19 protein-coding genes and 1 tRNA gene are annotated in these 21,454 nt (G+C 62.9%); 12 read left to right on the top strand and 8 right to left on the bottom strand.

Features of this window, described 5'->3' with window-relative positions; translation table 11 throughout:
* Nucleotides 1–9: 9 nt before the first annotated feature.
* Genes HV766_RS02655 through HV766_RS02640 form a run of 4 tightly spaced genes read left to right on the top strand, consistent with a single transcriptional unit; the run spans nt 10 to nt 5,297 of the window.
* On the top strand, nt 10–981 hold the full coding sequence (locus HV766_RS02655) for a tripartite tricarboxylate transporter substrate binding protein (protein ID WP_175180501.1): 972 nt from the start codon (nt 10–12) through the stop codon (nt 979–981).
* A gap of 3 nt (nt 982–984) precedes the next feature.
* Nucleotides 985–2,148 carry an acyl-CoA dehydrogenase family protein gene (locus HV766_RS02650; protein WP_175180500.1) on the top strand — a complete coding sequence of 388 codons (1,164 nt, stop codon included), beginning with the start codon at nt 985–987 and terminating at the stop codon, nt 2,146–2,148.
* A gap of 18 nt (nt 2,149–2,166) precedes the next feature.
* Nucleotides 2,167–3,162, top strand: coding sequence for an acrylyl-CoA reductase family protein (locus tag HV766_RS02645; protein WP_054459308.1), 996 nt, complete (start codon nt 2,167–2,169; stop codon nt 3,160–3,162).
* Nucleotides 3,163–3,179: 17 nt separating this feature from the next.
* A complete protein-coding gene (locus tag HV766_RS02640; RefSeq protein ID WP_175180499.1) occupies nt 3,180–5,297 on the top strand; it encodes an acetate--CoA ligase family protein in 2,118 nt (705 codons plus the stop codon).
* Between the two features lie 39 nt (nt 5,298–5,336).
* Here HV766_RS02640 and HV766_RS02635 read toward each other — a convergent pair whose 3' ends face one another.
* The 4 genes from HV766_RS02635 to HV766_RS02620 form a co-directional block, all read right to left on the bottom strand.
* Complete coding sequence (locus tag HV766_RS02635; RefSeq protein WP_175180498.1) at nt 5,337–6,602, bottom strand: type II toxin-antitoxin system HipA family toxin; 1,266 nt, start codon at nt 6,600–6,602, stop codon at nt 5,337–5,339.
* Nucleotides 6,599–6,868, bottom strand: a complete 270-nt coding sequence (locus tag HV766_RS02630) for a helix-turn-helix domain-containing protein (protein WP_119450477.1) — start codon at nt 6,866–6,868, stop codon at nt 6,599–6,601. Before HV766_RS02630 ends, HV766_RS02635 begins: the two co-directional genes overlap by 4 nt.
* Nucleotides 6,869–7,130: 262 nt before the next feature.
* Nucleotides 7,131–9,029: a molecular chaperone HtpG gene (htpG, locus tag HV766_RS02625; protein ID WP_125470201.1), complete on the bottom strand. Its 1,899-nt coding sequence runs from the start codon at nt 9,027–9,029 to the stop codon at nt 7,131–7,133.
* A 172-nt stretch (nt 9,030–9,201) separates the two neighbouring features.
* Nucleotides 9,202–10,605 carry a DKNYY domain-containing protein gene (locus tag HV766_RS02620; protein ID WP_175180497.1) on the bottom strand — a complete coding sequence of 468 codons (1,404 nt, stop codon included), beginning with the start codon at nt 10,603–10,605 and terminating at the stop codon, nt 9,202–9,204.
* A 172-nt stretch (nt 10,606–10,777) separates the two neighbouring features.
* On the opposite strand from HV766_RS02620, the gene HV766_RS02615 reads away from it, so the two are divergent.
* The 3 genes from HV766_RS02615 (at nt 10,778) to HV766_RS02605 (ending at nt 13,304) form a co-directional block, all read left to right on the top strand.
* Nucleotides 10,778–12,166 (top strand): uracil-xanthine permease family protein, encoded by a 1,389-nt coding sequence (locus HV766_RS02615; RefSeq protein ID WP_054459298.1) that lies wholly within the window; start codon nt 10,778–10,780, stop codon nt 12,164–12,166.
* Nucleotides 12,167–12,335: 169 nt separating this feature from the next.
* Nucleotides 12,336–12,420, top strand: a tRNA-Leu gene (locus HV766_RS02610).
* A 254-nt stretch (nt 12,421–12,674) separates the two neighbouring features.
* Entirely contained in the window at nt 12,675–13,304 is a 630-nt protein-coding gene (locus HV766_RS02605) for an HAD family hydrolase (protein ID WP_175180496.1), read from the top strand.
* Between the two features lie 131 nt (nt 13,305–13,435).
* On the opposite strand, the gene HV766_RS02600 is transcribed toward HV766_RS02605, so the two are convergent.
* On the bottom strand, nt 13,436–13,723 hold the full coding sequence (locus tag HV766_RS02600) for a hypothetical protein (protein ID WP_175180495.1): 288 nt from the start codon (nt 13,721–13,723) through the stop codon (nt 13,436–13,438).
* An 828-nt stretch (nt 13,724–14,551) separates the two neighbouring features.
* On the opposite strand from HV766_RS02600, the gene HV766_RS02595 reads away from it, so the two are divergent.
* The 3 genes from HV766_RS02595 (at nt 14,552) to HV766_RS02585 (ending at nt 16,544) form a co-directional block, all read left to right on the top strand.
* Nucleotides 14,552–14,755 (top strand): antitoxin VbhA family protein, encoded by a 204-nt coding sequence (locus tag HV766_RS02595; protein WP_175180494.1) that lies wholly within the window; start codon nt 14,552–14,554, stop codon nt 14,753–14,755.
* A gap of 160 nt (nt 14,756–14,915) precedes the next feature.
* A complete protein-coding gene (locus tag HV766_RS02590) occupies nt 14,916–15,647 on the top strand; it encodes a type II toxin-antitoxin system death-on-curing family toxin (protein WP_175180493.1) in 732 nt (243 codons plus the stop codon).
* A 75-nt stretch (nt 15,648–15,722) separates the two neighbouring features.
* Complete coding sequence (locus HV766_RS02585) at nt 15,723–16,544, top strand: hypothetical protein (RefSeq protein WP_175180492.1); 822 nt, start codon at nt 15,723–15,725, stop codon at nt 16,542–16,544.
* Nucleotides 16,545–16,986: 442 nt separating this feature from the next.
* On the opposite strand, the gene HV766_RS02580 is transcribed toward HV766_RS02585, so the two are convergent.
* Nucleotides 16,987–17,976 carry a tripartite tricarboxylate transporter substrate binding protein gene (locus HV766_RS02580; protein WP_175180491.1) on the bottom strand — a complete coding sequence of 330 codons (990 nt, stop codon included), beginning with the start codon at nt 17,974–17,976 and terminating at the stop codon, nt 16,987–16,989.
* A 121-nt stretch (nt 17,977–18,097) separates the two neighbouring features.
* Nucleotides 18,098–18,913, bottom strand: a complete 816-nt coding sequence (locus HV766_RS02575; protein ID WP_175180490.1) for a LysR family transcriptional regulator — start codon at nt 18,911–18,913, stop codon at nt 18,098–18,100.
* 121 nt (nt 18,914–19,034) lie between these two features.
* Between HV766_RS02575 and HV766_RS02570 the strand changes: the two genes are divergently transcribed.
* A complete protein-coding gene (locus tag HV766_RS02570; protein WP_175159939.1) occupies nt 19,035–19,760 on the top strand; it encodes an SDR family oxidoreductase in 726 nt (241 codons plus the stop codon).
* 28 nt (nt 19,761–19,788) lie between these two features.
* Here HV766_RS02570 and gstA read toward each other — a convergent pair whose 3' ends face one another.
* Nucleotides 19,789–20,394 carry a glutathione transferase GstA gene (gstA, locus tag HV766_RS02565; protein ID WP_175159778.1) on the bottom strand — a complete coding sequence of 202 codons (606 nt, stop codon included), beginning with the start codon at nt 20,392–20,394 and terminating at the stop codon, nt 19,789–19,791.
* Nucleotides 20,395–20,490: 96 nt separating this feature from the next.
* Here gstA and HV766_RS02560 point away from each other — a divergent pair, with 96 nt between their 5' ends.
* Nucleotides 20,491–21,399, top strand: coding sequence for a LysR family transcriptional regulator (locus HV766_RS02560; protein WP_175180489.1), 909 nt, complete (start codon nt 20,491–20,493; stop codon nt 21,397–21,399).
* Nucleotides 21,400–21,454 lie beyond the last annotated feature (55 nt).

Here is a 21,454-nt window from a genome sequence, read left to right as displayed (position 1 = left end):
GAGACCGCCATGCAAGCCTTGATCCGAACGCTGCGCGCACTGTGCGCCGTGGCCCTGCTGGGCGCGGCCGGGGCGGCGCAGGCCGCCGCCTACCCCGACAAACCGGTGCGCCTGATCGTGCCCTACGCGGCCGGCGGCGGCACCGACACCGCGGCGCGCATGATCGCCCGCAAGCTGGCGCCCTTGCTGGGCCAGCCCGTGGTGGTCGAAAACAAGCCCGGCGGCGCCACGCAGATCGGCACCGCTTTTGTCGCCAGCGCCGCGCCCGACGGCTACACCTTGCTGATGGGCACCGCCAACCTGGCGACCAACAGTGTGCTGTACGCCAAGCTGCCCTATGACGTGAAGAAGAACCTGACGCCAGTGATCTGGGCCACGGACGTACCGGTCTACCTGCTGCTTCCCGCAGCCAGCCCGATACGCAGCCTGGAAGACTTGAAACGCGCTGCCGCGCAGCAGCAGGGGCTGACTTTCGCCACTGCGGGAACGGGCAGCATCCCCCATCTGGCAGGCGAACAGTTCGCGCACCAGACCGGCATCGCGCTGCGGCACATCCCGTACAAGGGCAGCAGCGAAGCCGCCACCGCGCTGGTCGGCGGCCAGGTCCAGATGAGCTTCGACAACCTGCCGCCGGTGTATGCGCAGGTCAAGGCGGGACGTCTGCGCGCCGTCGCCATCGCCTCGCAAACGCGCAATCCCGAGCTGCCCGACGTGCCCACGCTGGCTGAACTGGGCGTGCCGATGTCGGCCTCGTCCTGGTGGGGCGTGATGGCGCCCGCCGGTACGCCCAAGGACGTGGTCGCCCTGCTGAACCGGCAGATCAACGCCGTGCTGGCCGATCCGGAAGTGCGCAGCTACTTCAGCGGGCTGGGCATGCAAGCCACGGGCGGCACGGCCGAAGCGTTCGGCCGGCACATCGCCGACGAAACCGACAGATGGCGCGCCGTGGTCAAGCAGGCCGGCGTCAAGATCGAGGAATAAACCATGCAGTCCAAGCCAGAACGCAACGGCGGCGACGCCCTGCAAGACCTGTGCGCGCGCGTGCGCCGCTTCGTCGACGAGGTGGCGATACCGGCCGAGTCCCCCGCCATTGCCCGCGACGTGGCCGCGCTGGATCGCTGCGTCGCCCAATTGCGCGTACAGGCCCGCGAGGCCGGCCTGTATGCGCCCCAGTTGCCGCAGGGATGGGGCGGACTGGGCTTGGGCTGGCGCGCCCTGGCACAGGTGCTGGAAGAAGCGGGGCGCGGCTTCCTGGGCCCCGCCGCGCTGAACTGCGCCGCGCCCGACCAGCCCAACATGCTGACGTTGCTGCGCCTGGGCGACACCGCCCAGCAGGAGCGCTTCCTCGCGCCGCTGGTGCGCGGCGAACAGCGCGCCTGCTTCGCCATGACCGAGCCCGCCCCCGGCGCCGGCTCCGATCCGTCCATGCTGCGCACGCGCGCCGAAAGGCGCAACGGACGCTGGGTGCTCAACGGCCACAAGCAATTCATCAGCGGCGGCGTGGGTGCGGATTTCGCGCTGGTGCTGGCGCGCACCGATACCGGCGCCACGCTGTTCCTGGTGCCGGCGGACACGCCGGGCTACCAGGTGGTGCGCGACATCGGCATGGTGACGGGCTACCAGATCGGCGGCCACGCCGAAATCCTGCTGCAAGACTGCGAGGTCGGTGACGAGGCCGTGCTGGGCGAGCCCGGCCGCGGCCTGGAATATGCGCAGCTGCGGCTGGAACCTGCCCGGCTGTCCCATTGCATGCGCTACATCGGCCGCGCCCGGCGCGCGCTGGAGACGGCGCAGGCCTATGTGGTGCGGCGCGAATCCTTCGGCGCGCGCCTGGCTGACCTGCAACAGATCCAGGCCATGGTCGCGGACTCCCACATCGACCTGCATGCCAGCCGCCTCATGACGCTGGACTGCGCAGCCCGCATGGACGAAGGCCTGTCGGTGAAACAGCACAGCGCCATGGCCAAGGTCTTTGTGTCCGAGGCCGTGAACCGCGTGGCCGACCGCGCCGTACAGATGATGGGCGCATCGGGCCTCTCGGACGACACGCCCGTATCCATGGTCTGGCAGGAGATGCGCCCCTTCCGCATTTATGACGGCGCCAACGAACTGCACCGCGCCACGCTGGCGCGCCGGCTGCTGGCCTGATCCCTTAAGGAGACGAACATGGAAAATCCCGAATTCCAGGCCTACCGCCTGCACGCAGGCGCGGCGGGCGAACCGCCGCAGGGCCGTTTCGACACGCTGACCGCGGACCAGTTGTCCGCGGGCGACACGCTCATCAAGGTGGCCTATGCCGGCCTGAACTACAAGGACGCGCTGGCCCAGGCCGGGCGCGGTGGCATCATCCGCGAGTATCCACGCATCGGCGGCATTGATCTTTCTGGCACCGTTGTGCATTCCGCCGACCCTGCGCTCGCGCCCGGCCAGGAGGTCGTGGTGCATGGCTTCGGCATCGGTGTGGATTGCGACGGCGGCTATGCCGAGTATGCGCGGGTGCGCCACGACTGGGTGTTGCCGCTGCCCGCCGGCATCGGACTGCGCGATGCGGCCGTGCTGGGCGCTGCGGGCTACACCGCGGCGCTCTCGCTGCACTGGATGGAGCATTGCGGACTGACGCCGGAACAAGGCGAGGTCCTGGTCACCGGCGCAACCGGCGGCGTTGCCGGCGTCGCCATCGACATCCTGAGCCAGCGCGGCTATCGCGTCTGCGCCATGTCCGGCAAGCCGGATGCGGCGGACTATCTGCGCTCGTTGGGCGCGCAAGAGGTGATTGCCCCGCCCGACCTGTCGGCCGGCATCAAACCGCTCATGAGCGCGCGCTGGGCCGGCGTGGTCGACTCCGTGGGCGGGCCGCTGCTGGCCCACGCGTTGGCCAGCCTGAAGCCGGACGGCGTGGCCGCCGCCTTCGGCAACGCCGGCGGCGCGGAACTGCCCACCACCGTCATCCCTTTCATCTTGCGCGGCGTCAAGCTGCTGGGCATCAACGCCAACAGCCCCATGCCGCTGCGGCGCCAGGTATGGAACAAGCTCGCCGCCGAATACCGCCCCGCGCACCTGGACCTGATCGCGCGCGTCATCGAACCCCGCCAGCTGCCGCAAGCGCTGGCCGCCATGCTCGAACGCGGCAGCACGGGCCGCAGCGTCGTGCGCTACTCCTGATCTTTCATCGCCACATCATGACTGACTCTTCCCTGTCCCGCCTCTTCAATCCGCAAGGCATCGCCATCGTCGGCGCCTCGGCCACGCCCGGCAAGATCGGCGCGATGCCGGTGAAGCTGCTGCTCCAGCACGGCTACGGCGGCCGCATCATCCCCGTCAACCCGCGCGCAGACGCCATCGCCGGCCTGCCGGCCGTACCCGGCCTGGACGCGCTGGACGCGGAGGTGGACCTGGCCATTCTGGCCGTGCCGGCCGCTCATGCCGCGCAGGCGCTGGAACGCGCCCGGCCCGGCCAGGTAGGCGCCGCCGTGGTGTTCACCTCGGGTTTTTCCGAGACCGGCGCGCAAGGGGCCGCGCAACAGGAACGGCTCTGCGCCATCGCGCGCGAGCGCGGCATCCGCCTGCTGGGGCCGAATTGCCTGGGCTTCATGAACGTGCGGCGCAATGTCTACGCAACGTTCTCGCCCGCCCCCGCCAACGGCATCGTCGCCGCCGGCGGCATTGGCATGGTGTCGCAGAGCGGCGCATTCGGCGCCTACGCCTACAGCATGGCGCGCGAGCGCGGCCTGGGCCTGTCGCACTGGATCAGCACCGGCAACGAGGCCGACATCGACGTGGCCGACTGCATCGAATGGATGGCTCGTGACGCCGATACGCGCGTCATCATGGCCTACATGGAAGGCTGCCGCGACGGCGCCAAGCTGCGCCTCGCCCTGGCCGCGGCGCGCGCGGCCGGCAAACCCGTCGTCGTCACCAAGATCGGCCGTACCCAGGCCGGCGCGCAAGCCGCGGCTTCGCATACCGCTGCGCTGGCCGGCGATGATGCCGTCTACGACGCGCTGTTCCGCCAATACGGCGCCCTGCGCGCGCGCACCATCGAGGAATTCTTCAACCTGGGCTATGCGCTGGACACCTGGAAACAGCCGCCGCAGGGCCGCCGGCTGGGGATCTTCACCATCTCTGGCGGCGTGGGCGCCTTGATGGCCGACGAGGCCGACGACACTGGCCTGGCGCTGCCCGAGCCCGCCGCCGAAGCGCAAGCCCGCCTGCTGGAGCGCGTGCCCTTCGCCAGCGGCCGCAATCCCGTCGACGTCACCGGCCAGGCCGTGTCCGAACCCGGGCTGCTGCTGGCCACCGCCGACGACATGCTGGCCGATGGACGCTACGACGCGCTGGCCGTCTTCCTGGCCGCCGCTGGATCCTCCGAAGCCTTGTGGCCTACCTTCGAGGCTTTCGCAAGGCAGATGCAGGCCCGCCATCCGGACGTGCCGTTGGCCATCAGCGCGCTGTTCCCGCCCGCGCGCCGCCAGGAACTGGAGCAACTGGGCTGCCTGGTGTTCACTGATCCCAGCGCCGCCATCCGCACGATAGGCGCGGTGGCCGGGCTGGCTGCTCATACGGGTAGCGACGTGGTTGACGATGCTCTCACGATGCCCGCGGCGCACACACCGCCATTGCTGGACGCCTACAACGAAGTCCAGGCCATGGCGCTGCTGCGCCAGGCCGGCTTGCCGGCCTCGCCCTGCACGCTGGCCGCCGACGTGGACGCGGCAGTGCGCGCCGTCGCCGAGCTGGCTGCTACGGACGGCGACGCCGCTCCCGTCGTGCTCAAGGTGGTATCGCCAGACATCACGCACAAGAGCGACGTAGGCGGCGTGAAGCTCAACATCCGCGGCGAAGCCGCCGTGCGGCAGGCCTATGCCGACATCATGGCCGCCGTGCGCCAGCACCGGCCCGACGCCCGCATCGACGGCGTGCTCGTCGCGCCCATGGCGCCCAAGGGCGTGGAATGCATCGCCGGCGTGCATTGCGACCCGGTGTTCGGCCCGGTCGTCATGTTCGGGTTGGGCGGCGTCTTCGTCGAAGTGCTCAAGGATGTGAGCTTCCGCCTGGCCCCCTTCGGTCGCGAGGAAGCCCTGGCGATGATCCGCGAGATCAAGGGCTACGCGCTGCTGCAAGGCGCGCGCGGCGCGCCTCCTTGCGACGTCGATGCGCTGGCTGACGCGCTGGCGGCGCTATCCCGCTACGCCCACGCGCGGCGGGAGGACTTCAGTTCAATGGAGATCAATCCCTTGCTGGCGCTGCCCGAGGGACAAGGGGTGGTGGCACTGGATGCGGTGGTGATGCGGGGCTAGGTGCCACCCAGACGGTGGCGCCGATGCGGCCGCGGGCGGCTACGCGTCCATCCCCCACCGCCTGGCATGCTTGCGGGTGTTGGTCTTGATCCAACGCCCCAAGCGCTCGATCAACGTGCGCTCCGCGCCCCCCGGCGCCTGCGCCAGCAGTCCTGCCTGCACCTCATCCAAGGCGACGGGAAGCGCATCCACCAGCGACTCCCCTGCTGCCCTGACGTAGCGCAGGGCAAAACCGAACTCCCTAGCCATGGTAGCGATATGTTCCGCACCGATGCTGCCCGGCTTCACTTCACCGCCGATCGCAAACGCGAAATTGCGAGCAAGCCCGGAGTACATGCCCGTGCACATCAGGTCATAAAAGGGCGCCAGCCGGTATCGGCCATCTTGCGTCTGCAGCACGGACAGGTTCTTGGCATGGCTATCGTTGTTGCCGACGCACAAGTTGAAGAATATCCATTGCAGGAATCGCTTCAAATCCGCCGCGCCGATGCCCATGCTTCCCAACAGCTCCCGACATTGCTGCAGCGACGGACCGCCATCGGACTCATACTTCACGTCGGACGGCTTGCCAGCCAGCTGGCAGAGATCCAACTGATGCAGCCGCAGCAAACCACCCTTGCCGTCAGGCTTGCGGTCATACCGGGTAATCAGGCATGCGCGCGTATCGGGCTGATAGCGGACTTCCGCCACGCCCAGGCCCATTCTGGCGGCCAACTGCATGACCAGCGTTTCGTTCAGGGCCGATGACCATACGCCATCCAGGCCGCGAATATCCGGCTTCAGAATATGCGTGGACGGTGCAGCCCCCTCGGGTATCGCTGGCGAACCATCGGGCATGACCGTCAATAGAAGCTTGTCCTGCGCCCCGGCCAGAGAAATGCGGGCGCCCTCGGCGTTCTCCGCCGCCAGCGCGGGCACGGCCACGTTTTGCAGACGCTTTGTCACGTCCTGCCATGTAGCAACCCGGTGGCGCGCCGGCGCGGGCCGCTCCCCTTGCGGCAGTATCGTCAACCCGCTGGCGGTATCCCCGCCCACGCTGCGCAGCAGACCGAAGACCGTGGTGGCATGGCGGCTGACCTGCAGAAACTTGCGTACATGCCCTTCGGGCAACAGGTTTTCAAAAAAAGCATGCACGGCATCGCCCGCATGATCGCCGCTGCGCAGAGGCACCGACGGCGAAATGGCATGCGCGCCAGACCAATTCAGCCAGGCATCTTCGTACACGAAGCGCAACGGCCGCTCGTCGAACAAGCGGCCGACCTTGCGGTCAGCGTGATAGAGGTCCAGCGCGTCAGCGACGGTCATGGCAGCCTCGGGCGCTTGGGCGCTACCTGCACTTCCAGGCCCAGCAGATCCAGCATGTCCAGCACCTTCTGCAATTGCAGCGTGGGCTTGCCGCGCTCCAGATCCACCACATAGCGGTTGCCGGTGCCAGACAGGCCAGCCAAGTCCGCTTGCAGCAAGCCCTGCGAGCGCCGCACGGCCTTCACCAATTCGCCCAGTTCGGTCGATGTGCGGATCGTTACGCCGGCCCCGCCTGCGAGCTCGGCAGGAATATCTTGCGAGGGCATGGCCGCCTCCAAAATTACCGATCGGTAATTTTAGGATAAAAATTTGATTGGCGTAGGAAAAAAATTACCGAGCGGGAAAAATTTGCCGCAGCACATTTTTCTACGGCGAAAAAATTACCGAACGGGAATATTTTTTTCTATCCAAGCGGATTTTTTGTACGAAATTACCGATCGGTAATTTTTTAATCACTGCTTGTGAAACGTCTCCCAAAAGAAAAAAGGCGCCAAGGGGCGCCTTTCTTTCTTCAAGCGGATGCGCCGCTTACTTCAGCAGCAACGCATTCAAGCGCTTCACGAACGCGGCCGGGTCGGCGATCTGCGCGCCTTCGGCCAGCAGCGCCTGATCCAGCAGCAGGCGCGCCCACTGGTCGAATTCGCCGTCTTCGGCAGCGCGGATGCGGGCCAGCAGCGGGTGCTCCGGGTTAATTTCCAGCACCGGCTTGACGTTGGGCGCTTCCTGGCCGGCGGCCTTGAGCATGCGCAGCAGGTGCGGGCTGAGTTCGTTCTGGCCCACCACCACGCACGCCGGCGAGTCCACCAGGCGCAGCGTCACGCGCACTTCCTTGACCTGGTCTTCCAACGTCTTCTGCAGGCGCTCGACCAGCGGCTTGAAGTCCTCGGCCACTTCGGCCTGGTGCTTCTTTTCTTCCTCGTCGGCCAGCTCGGCCAGGTCCAGGCCGCCCTTGGCCACCGACACCAGCGACTTGCCGTCGAATTCACGCAGATAGGACAGCATCCATTCGTCCACGCGGTCCGACAGCAGCAGGACTTCGATGCCCTTCTTGCGGAAGATTTCCAGATGCGGGCTGTTGCTGGCCGCGGCGAAGGTATCCGCCGTGACGTAGTAGATCTTGTCCTGGCCTTCCTTCATGCGCGACACGTAGTCGGCGAACGACACGGTCTGGGCCTGGTCGCCCGTGTGGGTCGAGGCGAAACGCATGAGCTTGGCGATGCGTTCCAGGTTGGCCGAGTCCTCGCCCGCGCCTTCCTTCAGCACCTGGCCGAACTCCGACCAGAACGTGGCGTAGTCTTCCGGCTTGTTCTCCGCCATGTCTTCCAGCAGCGACAGGATGCGCTTGGCCGAGCCCTCGCGGATGGCGCGCACGTCGCGGCTTTCCTGCAGGATTTCACGCGACACGTTCAGCGGCAGGTCGGCCGAGTCGATCACGCCGCGCACGAAGCGCAGGTACGACGGCAGCAGCTGGTCGGCGTCGTCCATGATGAAGACGCGCTTCACGTACAGCTTCACGCCGTGGCGGCCGTCGCGGTCCCACATGTCCATGGGCGCATGCTTGGGCACGTACAGCAGCTGCGTGTATTCGCTGCGGCCTTCGACGCGGTTGTGGGTCCAGGCCAGCGGGTCGTCGTAGTCGTGCGACACCGTCTTGTAGAACTCGCGATACTGCTCTTCCGTGACGTCCGACTTGCTGCGGGCCCACAGCGCATTGGCCTGGTTCACCGTTTCCAGTTCTTCGGTCTTGACCTGCTCGCCCTTTTCCTGGTCCCACTCTTCCTTGGCCATGCGGATGGGCAGGGAGATGTGGTCCGAGTAGCGGCGCAGGATCTCGCGCAGCTTCCAGCCGTTGAGCAATTCGTCTTCGTCGGCGCGCAGGTGCAGCGTCACGTCCGTGCCGCGCGTGGCCTTCTCGGCAGCGGCGATGGTGAATTCGCCCTGGCCGTCGGATTCCCACTGGATCGCGTCCGTGGCGCCGGCGCGGCGGCTGACCACCGTGACCTTGTCGGCCACGATGAACGACGAATAGAAGCCCACGCCGAACTGGCCGATCAGCTGCGCGTCCTTCTGCTTGTCGCCGGTCAACTGCGAGAAGAATTCCCGCGTGCCGGAGCGCGCGATCGTGCCCAGGTTGGCCACGGCTTCTTCACGCGACAGGCCAATGCCGTTGTCGGAAATCGTGATGGTGCGGGCGGCCTTGTCGTAGCTGACCGTGATGGCCAGTTCGCCATTGCCTTCCAGCAGTTCGGGCTGGTCGATGGCCTCGAAGCGCAGCTTGTCGCAGGCATCCGATGCGTTCGACACCAGCTCGCGCAGGAAGATTTCCTTGTTGCTGTACAGCGAATGGATCATCAGGTGCAGCAGCTGCTTCACCTCTGCCTGGAACCCCAGGGTTTCGGACGTGGAAGGCGTGGCGGTTTGGCTCATAGTTCTACGTGGCTAGGTAAAAATTAGGGACGGTTATTGGCTGCCGGGACATCTGGCCCGCGCGGCCGCCGGGAAACCCTACTGATGTGGGGGCCAATGGCGCACTTTCAAGGGCGGGCAAAAAAACCCCCGCAGGTTCTAGCCTCCCCTTTTGGGGAGTGGCGGCAGCGCCTCAGAAAATCGAGAACACCTTGCGGTAACGTGTCTTCGCTTCCAGCACGGCTTCATACTGCGGCACCGCCAGCTTGCCGGCCCGGACCAGCTTGCGTATGTCGGCAGCCGTGATCTGCCGTGTTTCTTGCGAACTCAGCAGGAAATCCGCCGCGCCGCGGTCCATGATCTGATAGATCGAATGGGAAATCAGCTGCGAGGGTCCAAGCTCATCCAGGTAATAGAGCTTCTCTCCCTTCTGCCAGACCGTGCCGAAGTTGTGATAAACCACGCCGCGCTTGATCCATTCCCCAGCCGGCGCATCCGCCAGCTGGTTGACCAGCGTGGAACGGGATACCAGCCCGCCGCCCCCGCCCCGCGAGTTGCGGGCCCAAACTTCCTGCGCCTGCAGGAACAACGTCTGTTTGCCATCCGTGTACACGTATGGCGACAGCGCGGTGTATGTGCCCGAAGCCAACGGGTCGTCACCCGCCCGTTCCACCTGCCGCGTCTGCGTGTTGTAGAAAAAGATACCGTCCTTGCTGCGGAACAGCGCCTGGTACACATGCCGGCCGTGCTCGTTGAGCAGGCGGTACGGCGCATGCGCCGCGTCGAAGGGCTGCGCGCCCACATACACCATGCCGTCGCGGGGGTCTTGCAGATAGGGCTGGCGGTACAGGTCGCCCACCATGAAGGTGTACAGCGCGGGATCATCCGACAGCGGCAGCAACTGTTCGTGGAAATAGACGCGGCGGCCATCGGCGAAGAAATCGTCGCTGGAACGCACGTCGCCATCCCGGCCTGCAGGCAGGCGGCGCAGCGAAGCGGGCGCCGCCTGCGGCATTTCGCGGCCGCGGTAGTACACGCGTACATCGTCGGTGGCCAGCTCGCGGTCCAGCAACGGCCGGTAGGGCCGGGCGCTGGCCGGCAGGACGACGAACGGATACAGGTAGGTCTGCGGCTTGGGGCCGGCATCCGCCTGGTACTGGATCTTCTGCCAGAACTCGTCCAGCATGCCCAGTTTCTCGTTGCGCACACTGTGCATCGAACAGAAAACCGTAACCGCGCCGTCGCTGAAATAGCTGTTGCCCAGGTAGCGTGCCGACGCCGGCTTCATGTCCGGCAGGACCTGGTTGCCGCAATACACGTGCCGCTGGTCCCTGGCCGCCTGCCTGCCATCGAAAGCCCCGGTATCGAAGGCCGCGAAACTGGCTGGATCGGCCTCGTCCATGCGGTAATAGCCGTTGCTGGGGACCGCGGCGTAAACGCCGCCCTGATAATTCTTATAGATGCTGTTGCCGTAAGACTGCCCACGGTCGACGGCCGCGAAGTCGTCGCCGTCCATCAACCAGAACAACAGGAACATCGGCAGCGCGGCGATGATCAGAACCAGCGTGATCAAGGCCCATTTGGCGCGTTTTTGCATGGAGTGGCGGGGCTGACCTGCCGTTGATTGGCGACCAGGGATTCTAACCAGCGGCGGAGATCCCGGCCCGCGCCTGCGCCCCCCTCCCGGTCCGTCCCCGGACGGCACGGGGCCTTCCCCGCTAAAATCCCGCACTTTCCTCCCCTACCCATCCCTGGCCGGCCCATCCGCCATGCAACCCGCCTCCCTGACCCAACCCGCCCCCCACGGCTCATCCGACGCCGACCCCAGCCCTGACCTGGTCTACGGCCCCGACGACCGTCCCGCGCCTCCCGTGGCCTTTGTCGCCGCCCTGCAGCACCTGCTGGCCATCCTGGTTCCCATCGTCACCCCCGGCCTGCTGATCTGCCAGGCCCTGGGCGTGAGCACCCGCGACACCACCCTGATCGTGTCCATGTCGCTGGTCATCTCCGGCATCGCCACCTACGTCCAGTGCAAGCGCTTCGGCCCCCTGGGCGCCGGACTGCTGATCGTGCAGGGCACCAGTTTCAACTTCGTCGGCCCGCTGATCGCTGGCGGCTCGGTCATGGTCAAGCAAGGCACCCCGGTCGAAGCCGTCATGGCCGCCATCTTCGGCGTGGTCATCGCCGGCTCCTTCGTTGAAATGGGCATCAGCCGCATCCTGCCCTTCGTCAAGCGCCTGATCACCCCGCTGGTCACCGGCATCGTGGTGCTGCTGATCGGCCTGACGCTGATCAAGGTCGGCCTCATCAGCATGGGCGGCGGCTACAGCGCCATGGGCAACGGCACCTTCGCCAGCGCCGAGAACCTGACCCTGTCCGGCCTGGTCCTGGGCACCATCATCCTGCTGAACCGCGTGCCGGTCGTGTGGGTGCGCAGCACCGCCCTGGTGCTGGCGCTGGCCGTCGGCTACATCGCCGCCGCCTACATGGGCCGCCTGGACTTCACCGGCGCCCGCGAAGCCGCCCTGTTCCAGATCCCCACCCCGCTGCACTTCGGCCTTGGTTTCTCGTGGGCGCTGTTCGTGCCCATGCTGATCATCTACCTGGTCACGTCCCTGGAAGCCATCGGCGACGTCACCGCCACCAGCAAGGTCTCCAAGCAGCCCGTCGAAGGCCCGCTGTGGATGCAGCGCATCAAGGGCGGCGTCCTGGTCAACGGCGCGAATTCGCTCCTGGCCGGGGTCTTCAACACCTTCCCCAGCTCGGTCTTCGCGCAGAACAACGGCGTGATCCAGTTGACCGGCATCGCCAGCCGCCACGTCGGCGTGTGGATCGCCGGCATGCTGATCCTGCTGGGCCTGTTCCCGGCCGTGGCCGGCATCCTGCAGGCCGTGCCCGAACCCGTCCTGGGCGGCGCCGCCATGGTCATGTTCGGCGCGGTCGCCGCGTCCGGCATCAACATCCTGGCCGGCATCCACCTGGACCGCCGCGCCCTGCTGATCATCGCCGTGTCCCTGGCCCTGGGCCTGGGCGTGTCGCAAGTGCCGGAAATCCTGTCGCACCTGCCCCATGCCGTGAAGAACGTGCTGGAGTCGGGCGTCGCCACCGGCGGCATCTGCGCGCTGGTGATGAACTGGTTTTTGCCTGAGAAGAAGTAAGGCAGCGGATTCCTCGGAAAGCCGGTCCCGGCCTGCGCCTGTGTGCGGAGGGACTGGCCCCCGTCAGATGGCTGGATCCAGGGCCGCCTGACAATTTTTCCCAGACCGCATATAATCGCCGTCTTCGCTTCTCCCGCGACCGTCATCTGGACGTGTCCGCGACCTCCTAGCCCGGGTGGTGAAATTGGTAGACGCAGGGGACTCAAAATCCCCCGCCGCAAGGCGTGCCGGTTCGATTCCGGCCCCGGGCACCAGAATTCAAAAAGCCGTTGACGTTTACCGTCAACGGCTTTTTTCATGACGAAATGCCGCAGGCGGCCTTCGCACACGTTCATTTCAATGCTCCCCGCGCAACGGGCGCTCTCAAATGCGTGCAATGTATACGCCCCAAGCTAGCGGACGATATCGGAACTTGGACCAAATTGCGGCCGTTAGAATTTCCTCGCAACAAGGTTGGTCCCGCCCCCCACCGCGCAGTGCAAGCCTACTCTGACAAGCTGGAGGTTCGATGGCAATCAAGGCCGTAGCATTCGACGTTTTTGGAACATTGGTCCGCATAGAACGGCCCACTCGCCCATTCCGAAAGCTGGTCCGCCTGCTGCATGAGGCAGGCCGCCGCCGCCAGAGCGATGACGGCATCCGGGCGATGAGCAATGCGGTAGGCCTGAGACAGACAGCCAGCATGTTCGGCGGCATGGTCAGCGAAGAGAGCTTGCGCTCTCTGGAAGCCGAACTGCATGAAGAAATCCAATCCATCACGCTGTTCGCTGATGCAGCCCCAACTCTGGCCGCCTTGAAGGATCAAGGAATCAAAATAGCGCTTTGCTCCAACCTCGCAGCGCCATACGGACCTCCGGTGCTGGACTTGCTGCCCATCCAACCGGACTTTTGCGCTTGGTCATACGAAGCCGGCGCCGTGAAGCCAAAGCCTGAAATCTACCGATACCTCTGCGATGGTATTGGGTGCCGGCCCGAAGAAATACTTATGATCGGCGACACCATTGAAGCCGATATGGTCGGGCCCCGGAAATTTGGCATACATGGGTACCACTTGGACAGACACGCGACGGCGACGAGTTCAACTGAATCTGTGGACTCGCTGAATGACGTGCTCACTATCCTGGCTGCTCGCCATTGATGAATTGCCCGCGACAGATAGAGAAAGCGGATTCTGACGATGGCATTCGGGATTTGCCGATAGCTCTTCTGGGAAATTGAAGCCTGACGCCTTTAATCCTGGTTCGGCAAATGGTTCGAGCAGGCACTGGCCTACATCTTTGAAATTGCCATCACAATGGTTGTTGTGTCTGTCGGTTTGGCGCTATTCAAGGCGCTGTCCGACCGAGTAGTAAGCACACGGACAATCCCATCAGCTCGTTTATGCAAATCATCGTTCTTGCCTTGATCATCTTCTTCGCGCAGAGAAAAACGAGTGGTGTAGTTGGCAAGACTAGCTGGCGGCATCGCCTTTGACGCTGTGACATTCAGGAGCATGGCGCAGGGTATTGGCAACGTGGTGAATCCTAAGACGACTCGCCGCGATATGCAGTCGGGCATGATGGTTACTGCTGGCCGAACCAACCACATGATTGCAGGCAACACGATGTGGAACCCGGCTTATCGTCAGCACGTCTTGCAGAACATGGGTAAGCACTGGGGACCAGCGTCCGGTGGCTCAGTTGACGGCAAGTGATGTACGTGTAGCTGTCCGCAGCGGCCTCACCAGCGGTGGGGCCCTTCCATTACCTAACCGCTGTTAATCTCTCCGCGCTTCGCTTGGGCAACCTCTTCGGTTGCATCCCGCGTCCGTTCTTGCCGGACTGGCTGCGGGGGCAGGCCCAGCGGCTTTGCCTTGTTCCTACCCCTTGCCGACAGGCTACATGGCCTCCAGATGCGTCAAGGGTGAAGGCTGCGCCCGGCATCCTCACCCGTTCCCTACGCTTTGCTCCGGGCTGCGGCCTCCGGTCCCGCCCTTGACACCTCTTCCAGCCAGAATCACCGCCTACATATCGAATCGGGCCTTAGACAGCGCGGATGACGGGTCAAGGGGTTGGTGCGGCCCGCAGCCCTCGGGCGAGGACACGGCCCCTTGACGCGGCAGGAGTGCCCACACGCTGCGCCCGGGGGAGGCGTTCAGGGCCATCGGCCCGTAACCCCTGCCCCCGAGGTCCCGCCGGCGAGGGTGGAGAGTCCAGAGAGGCAAAGCCTCTTTGGGAAGTGTCCATCACGCATGGCAGCCAATACCGCCGTCAATCGGGAAAACCTATTGATAACCACAAAAACAAGACAATTTCTGCGTGAAACCTTTTCCCAGATTTCTCGACAAAGCACCAAAAAAAACCCACACCTTGTAAAATAGCGTTACCTAAAGCACGGGAGACAACCATGGCTGAGATGGGTTCGCACGAAACGGAACTAACTAAAACGATATCCGGTGACGAGCGCGACCGGCGTGTAGCAGCCGTTAATTACGCACGCGCATCAGTCGGTTTGGAAGGATTCTCGCTCAGTGCAGCAGATGAAGAGCATGCTCAACGGTTCATCAATGGGGACATTGAACTCGAAGAGTTTGTGCAGCCGCGTAAGTGACTTGGCAAGCCCAAAAGCTTAGTCATGACGAAGAAAATATAGGTGGTTGAAGCTAGTGCAGGATAGGCTGTCGCCGGTTTTTGTGTCACGCAGTTCGACACTTTAGACACCGTATGGCCTCATAAGAGAGATATCCTAAATAAGTTCACTTGGAGTCCACATGGATGCATCAACAATTACTTTTATTCACGAATACCTGACAGAGTTCTTTGTTGACAAGGAAGATCCGATCAGTCCCCCCGGTATCAAGAATATTGATAGCCTTGAATCCGCAGCGGCAAGACCATATTCCACCGCAGGAGGCCAAGACGCCTACCCTACGGTCTTTCTAAAGGCTGCATCACTTTTCCACAGCATCGCAGGAAACCATTCTTTTCATAATGGAAATAAGCGAGCCGCCCTGCTCTCAACACTGTTTTTTTTGAGTGAGCATAATTACTGGCTTGATCGCTGCGATGATGATGAAATGTATGAATATACTCGACAAATTGCAGCCCACGAGATTTGCGAAAATAGGAATGACGAGGTTTCTACAATCGCCACCTGGTTAGAACGGAACTCAAGAAAACAACAAAAAGGTGAAAAGCCACTTAAGCTTCAAGATCTTCGCGAAGCTCTTGGGCGTTTTGGGTACGAACTCCGCGACCGCGGCTACCGTTTTGAGGTTATAGACGACTTAGGAGAAGTGGTTGAAACCATTCTAAAAAAGGGCACGCAAGGATTTGAAGATTATGACCCGCAATATATTTTCCAACTGAGAAAACGACTTAGCCTAACAGTGGATGAAGGAGTGGATAGTGGCCGATTTTACGGTCAAAAGGGAATTGCAGAAGACCTCAATCAATTCATGCAAATGCGCCTTGAAGTAATGAAGCGGCTGGCAAAAATATAATCTTATTCCCCGTCCTCCCCCATCGCATTCCCCATTTATAATAGTACTTTCGCTCTTGAAGGTATAGATTTTTCTATGAGTACAAACGACCGTGCACAGCGTTGGGCTGCTCACATCAAAGTCGAAGATGAAAAATATCTTTCGGAACTCAAACTCTTCGATCCACATGGGGACGGAGTAACTGTTACCTGCCCTGACTGTAAAGCCAATGCATGGATACGACTCGCAGAGAAGCGGTACTCAACAAACCCAATATTTATTTGCTGTCCAGCGGCATGCGGCGCTTACTACGAAATATCGTCATTTAAACCAAATCCTAATCCGCGCTCCAATCTTTCGCACTTTGACATTCAGAGGGAATGCCCAAGGGATGGGGCTAAATTCGCAGTAAATGGCGTAATCTTTCGTTGCCCCGTTTGTGCGATTGAAAACCCTAGAGAGGTGATGCACACACTCTCGGAACAAATAAAAGAGAACTGCACTGCGAACACACCCAGAGAAAACCTCATAAACTACCTCAGTTTACTAATTAGTACTTTTGATGGGGTAATGAGACGGGCCAACGCCATAGCAGTTCGAAACCATCATGTAACGGGGAGCCAGGCACATCCGAAAATTTCATCATTTCAAAATATCTCATCGGCCAGAACTAAATTACTTCCATATATTGATATGGCTTCTACTGTCAACGACTGGCCTCTATTTCTCAAGGCATTTCAGAAGCGTCATTTATTCGCTCACTCCCTTGGCGTAGTGGACTCAGATTATTTGGATAAAACTGGCGACATCTCAGCAACACTTGGAAAACAGGTTCCATTGTCATCAACAGAGTTAGTTCAAGTTGCGCATGATATGGAAGTGTTCGTAAAAAGGTATTTCGGTTTATTCTTGTCCTGATTTTCTAGAACTGATATATACAGCTTGATAGACCATCTAACATAAACCGAGATTTTTATTATTTAATAATCTCATCGCCACTGAAAATTAATCAGATTCTCGATCTGTACTGTACCGAAATTTCGGTACAGTACAGGTACAGGTACAGTGACCAGTTTTCACCAATTCAGGTAAAATACGCTAACCTACTGATTTGAAACTGGTTTTACCTATTTCAGCCTACGCTAGAATTCGCCCCTTTTCCCTGTAGAAACACTGTAAATCACCGACTCAAAATCCCCCGCCGAAAGGCGTGCCGGTTCGATTCCGGCCCCGGGCACCAGAATTCAAAAAGCCGTTGGCGTTTACCGTCAGCGGCTTTTTTCTTGTTCGACTTGGGCACGGACCGCTGTAAACAATCTTGGGGTGCTGACAGTCCTGTGCCCAGTTCCGCGCGAGTCGATCAATTCACGGTCACGCCCGCCTCACGCACCACATCGCCCCACAAAGAAATCTCCTTCACGATCTGATCGCGAAAATCCTGCGGGCTACCCGGCGCAGCCTCTTCCCCGGTCGCCTTCAAACGATCGGCCATCTCGGGCTTCACGACGGCCGCATTGATCGCGGCGTTGAGCTTGGCCTGCACCTGCGGCGGCACGCCCTTGGGCGCGATGATGCCGTACCACACCGTCACGTCATACGGCACGCCAGCCTCACGCACCGTCGGGATGTCCGGCGCCGAGGACACGCGCTGCGGCAAGGTCACGGCCAGCACCTTCAGGCGCTTGTCCTCGCGGTAAGGCAGGGTCGAGCCGGCCGTGGTCAGCATCGCGTTGACCTGGCCTGAGACCGTGTCCGTCAGAGCCGGCGCGGACCCTTTGTACGGGATATGGACCATGGTGATACCGGCCGTCTTCAAGAAGGCCTCCATCGCCAGATGCGATATGCCGCCCGTGCCGGACGATGCATAAGTCAACCCGCCGGGCTTCTTCTTGGCCAAAGCCACCAGATCACCCAGGCTATCCGCCGGCACGCTGGGATTGACCGATACGAAGAACGGCGCACGCGCGATCATGCCGATCGGCGTCATGTCCTCGACCGGATCGAACGGCAGCTTGTACAGGCTGGGGTTGACGGAATAGCTGTTGGAAATCAAGGTCAGGGTGTAGCCATCGGGTGCTGCCTTCAGGCCCTGCTCCACACCCAGCTTGCCGCCTGCGCCGGGGCGGTTCTCCACCACTACGGGCTGCTTCAGGCCATCGGACAGCAGCTGCCCCAGAAGACGCGCAATCCCGTCATTGCCGCCTCCGGCGGCGAAGGGCACGATCAACTTGATCGGCTGCGAAGGGTAGTCATCCGCCTGCGCATTGGAAACCGATGCGGTAAACGCCACGGCAGCCAGCGTCATCCCCAGTACCGCCTTGCCCAGCTTGGCGCCGGATCGCGTTGTCATAGTTATCTCCTCCCTGATCGGCCGCAGCGCGGCCATGTTTATTGGCGAAAGGCGCAAGACTACAACTTAACGAGTGAAGTTGCAGGCTGGCCCAGCCTATCGATGGCGTTGAAAGGTTTCTCTATGTTGTATGCCTGGCCCGGACCGCAGGATCCCCGAGCCGCTCCACCAGCGTTGCCACCACCGACTTGTCCAACGATTGCACTGCATAGCAAAGTCCGATGCGCCGCGACATCTCCAGTCCTTCCAGCGGCCTGATCGCCACGCCGGCCTGGCTACGGGCGAGGGATTCCGGCGCCACGCACATGCCCGCGCCGGCGGCCGTCAACGCCAAGGCCAGGCGCAACGATCCGGCGTGCGCGGCCGGCGTATTTGCACCGGCGCCATAGAAGGGCAGCAGGCGCTGATGCGTCGGGTGGCTCGGGCACACAATCCACGGCAATGCCGCGTCGGCGCCGCTGCCCGCGGGCAGGGCCAGCACATAGGGGTCGACGGACAGCGGCAAGAACAGCTCGTCCTCGCAACGCTCGTCTTCGGTCGCCAGTCGGGCATCGCCCTGGCATCCTTCAAGCAGATTCACGAAAAGCCCCGGCACGACTTCCTGTGCCGCGCGCATGAAGGCCGCAATGCCCGGCCCTGCGATATCCGCCTCCACGCCGATCTCGATGCGCGACGCAGACGAACCATGGCGGAACTGATGCGTCATCGAGTCCGTCTGCGACAGGATGCGCCGCGCCTGTGGATACAGGATGCGGGCGTCCTCCGTCACGGCCACGCCCCGCGCCTGGCGTGCGAACAATTGCGTGCCCAGCAAGTCCTCCAGGCTCTTGATCGTGCCGGACAGAGCCGGCTGGCTCAGGTGCAGGCGACGGGCGGCGGCCGTGATGTTGCGCTCTTCGAAGACAGCGACAAAGGCCTTGAGCTGGCGGCCATCCATAAGATTTTCCGATTTCTTCCAAAGGAATAAACCATTTCTCAGGGAGAATCCCCGGGAATAGAATGATTTCCGACCACTCAAGCATACATAAAACCGATATCAGGAGCCCACCATATCAACCATGAAGAAACCGCTGGTCATCATCACGGGCGCCAGTTCCGGCATCGGCCTGGCCACCGCCCGCCTGTTCTCGGCTCACGGCCACCCGCTACTGCTGCTGGCCCGCCGGCTGGAAAAAATGCAGGCGCTGAACCTGCCCGACACCCTGGCGCTGTCCGTGGACGTGACCGACCGCGCCGCGCTGGCCGCCGCCGTGCAGGAAGGCGAAGCGCGCTTCGGGCCGGCCGATGCGCTCATCAACAATGCGGGCGTCATGCTGTTGGGCGACATCACGCGCCAGGACCCGGACCAATGGGACCGGATGCTGGACGTGAACATCAAAGGCGTGCTGAACGGCGTGCATGCGGTCGCGGCCGGCATGGTCCAACGCAAGCGCGGCAGCATCATCAACATCAGTTCGGTGGCCGGGCGCAAGACCTTCCCCAATCACGTGGCCTACGTGGGTACCAAGTTCGCCGTGCACGGCTTGTCGGAAAACCTGCGCGAGGAACTGTCGGCGCACAACGTGCGCGTGACCACCATCGCACCGGGCGCCGTGGAAACCGAGCTGCTGGGCCATACCACCGATGCGGACATCAAGACGGGCTACGAGGCCTGGAAGGCCGAGATGGGCGGCAAGGTGCTGGCCGCCGAGGACGTGGCCAACGCCATCCACTACGCCTATGCGCAGCCGGACGGGGTTTGCGTGCGGGAAATCGTGCTGGCGGCCACGCGTCAACAGGCCTAATGCATCCGTTGCCGTGGCCGCATGACGTTCAGCCCTGCGCCTCCGCGCGCAGCGCGGCCCGCACCGCAGGGCGCTCTCCGATGCGGGCCGCGTATGCCGCCAGGGATGGCCAGCGATCCAGGTCGATCGCAAAGAACCTGCACCATCCCAGCACGGTAAACAGATAGGCATCGGCCACGCTGAACTGCTGGCCCATCAAGTAGGTGCTTTCGGCCAGGATGCCGTCCAGGTAGTCGAAGCGCTTGAAGAGCCGTTCGCGGAAATGCGCCTTGGCGGCTTCGGGCAAGGCCGACTGGAACAAGGGCGCCGATCCTGCGTGGATCTCGCTGGTTAGGAAGTTCAGCCATTCCTGCAGCCGCGTGCGTTCGCGCGTGCCATTGGGTGGCGCCAGCTGCATGCCAGGACGCAGGTCGGCCAGGTACTGGACGATGGCCGGCCCTTCAGTGAGCACATCGCCATCTACCAGCTCCAGCGCGGCGACATAGCCTTTGGGATTGATGGTGCGGAAATCGCGGCCGTCCGCGGTCTGCTTGGTCTGGTTGTTTACCTTGACCAGTTCGAATGGCAGCTCCAGTTCGCGCAAGACGATATGCGGCGATAGCGAGCAGGTATGCGGGGCGTAGTAGAGTTTCATGACATCTCCGGGAAACAACAGAGGGCAGTCTCTCGCGCCACGGTGCACCGGTAAAATTAATGCTCTAATTCCTTATCATTAGCTCAGCTACTTAATATGTTGAACCTGGGACATTGGCGCCTGCTCGTCGCGACGGCCGACACAGGCAACATCTCCCGCGCCGCCGAGCGCGTGGGCATCACCCAGTCCGGCGCCAGCCAGGCCATTGCGCAGCTGGAAGCGTCGCTGGGGCTCCAGGTCTTCACCCGTTCCCGCAAGGAAGTGGCGGTAACGGCGCTGGGCGCACAGGTCATCGATCACGCCCGCGCGATGCTGTCTCACCTGGAGTCCATCCGCGCCCTGGCCGACGACAGCCAGGGACTGAGCCAGGGCCGCATTCGGCTGGGCAGCTTTCCCTCGGTCATCTCGACGCTGCTGCCGCCCCTGCTGCACGGCTTCCGGCTGCGCCACCCCGGCATCGAGGTGGTGGCCTTGGAGGGCACGGATGAAGAGGTCGAGGAATGGCTGTCGCGCGGCGCCATCGATCTGGGCGTGGTGATGAACCCCGCAACGCAAAGGCAAGCCCTGATCCTGGGCCGCGATCGCTGGATGGCGCTGCTGCCCGGCATGCATGCGCTCAGCCGCCGCGCGTCGTCGCGGGGCGTCGCACTGGCCGAGCTGGCCGATGAACCGTTCATTCTCGCGACCGGCGGCTGCGCCGTGAATGGCCTGAGCCTGGCGCGCAAGGCCGGACTGGAACTCAACGACATCCGCGTCACGGTCCGCGACTGGGCCAGCGCCTGCGCGCTGGTGCGCGAGGGCATGGGGGTCGCGGTGGTTCCCGAGTCCACGCTGCCCGCGGACATGCGCCAGTTGCGCGCCTTGCCGCTGAGCCCGGCGGCGCGCCGGGAGTTCGGGCTGGTGCGCTCTGCCGCTGGACGGCAATCCGCGGCAGTGGGCGCGCTGTGGCAGCATGCCGCCCATGCCCTCAGCTCAAAAGCTTCGGCCAAAGTACGTACCCACTGAGACGAATCGCACGCGTATCCCAACCGCCAGCCGAAACTCCGCGCTACGATCTGAT

Source organism: Achromobacter aegrifaciens (genome assembly GCF_902859735.1).
Lineage (GTDB): Bacteria > Pseudomonadota > Gammaproteobacteria > Burkholderiales > Burkholderiaceae_B > Achromobacter > Achromobacter aegrifaciens.
Note: the sequence above shows the minus strand (reverse complement) of the source record. Positions and strands in the feature narration are given on the sequence as shown.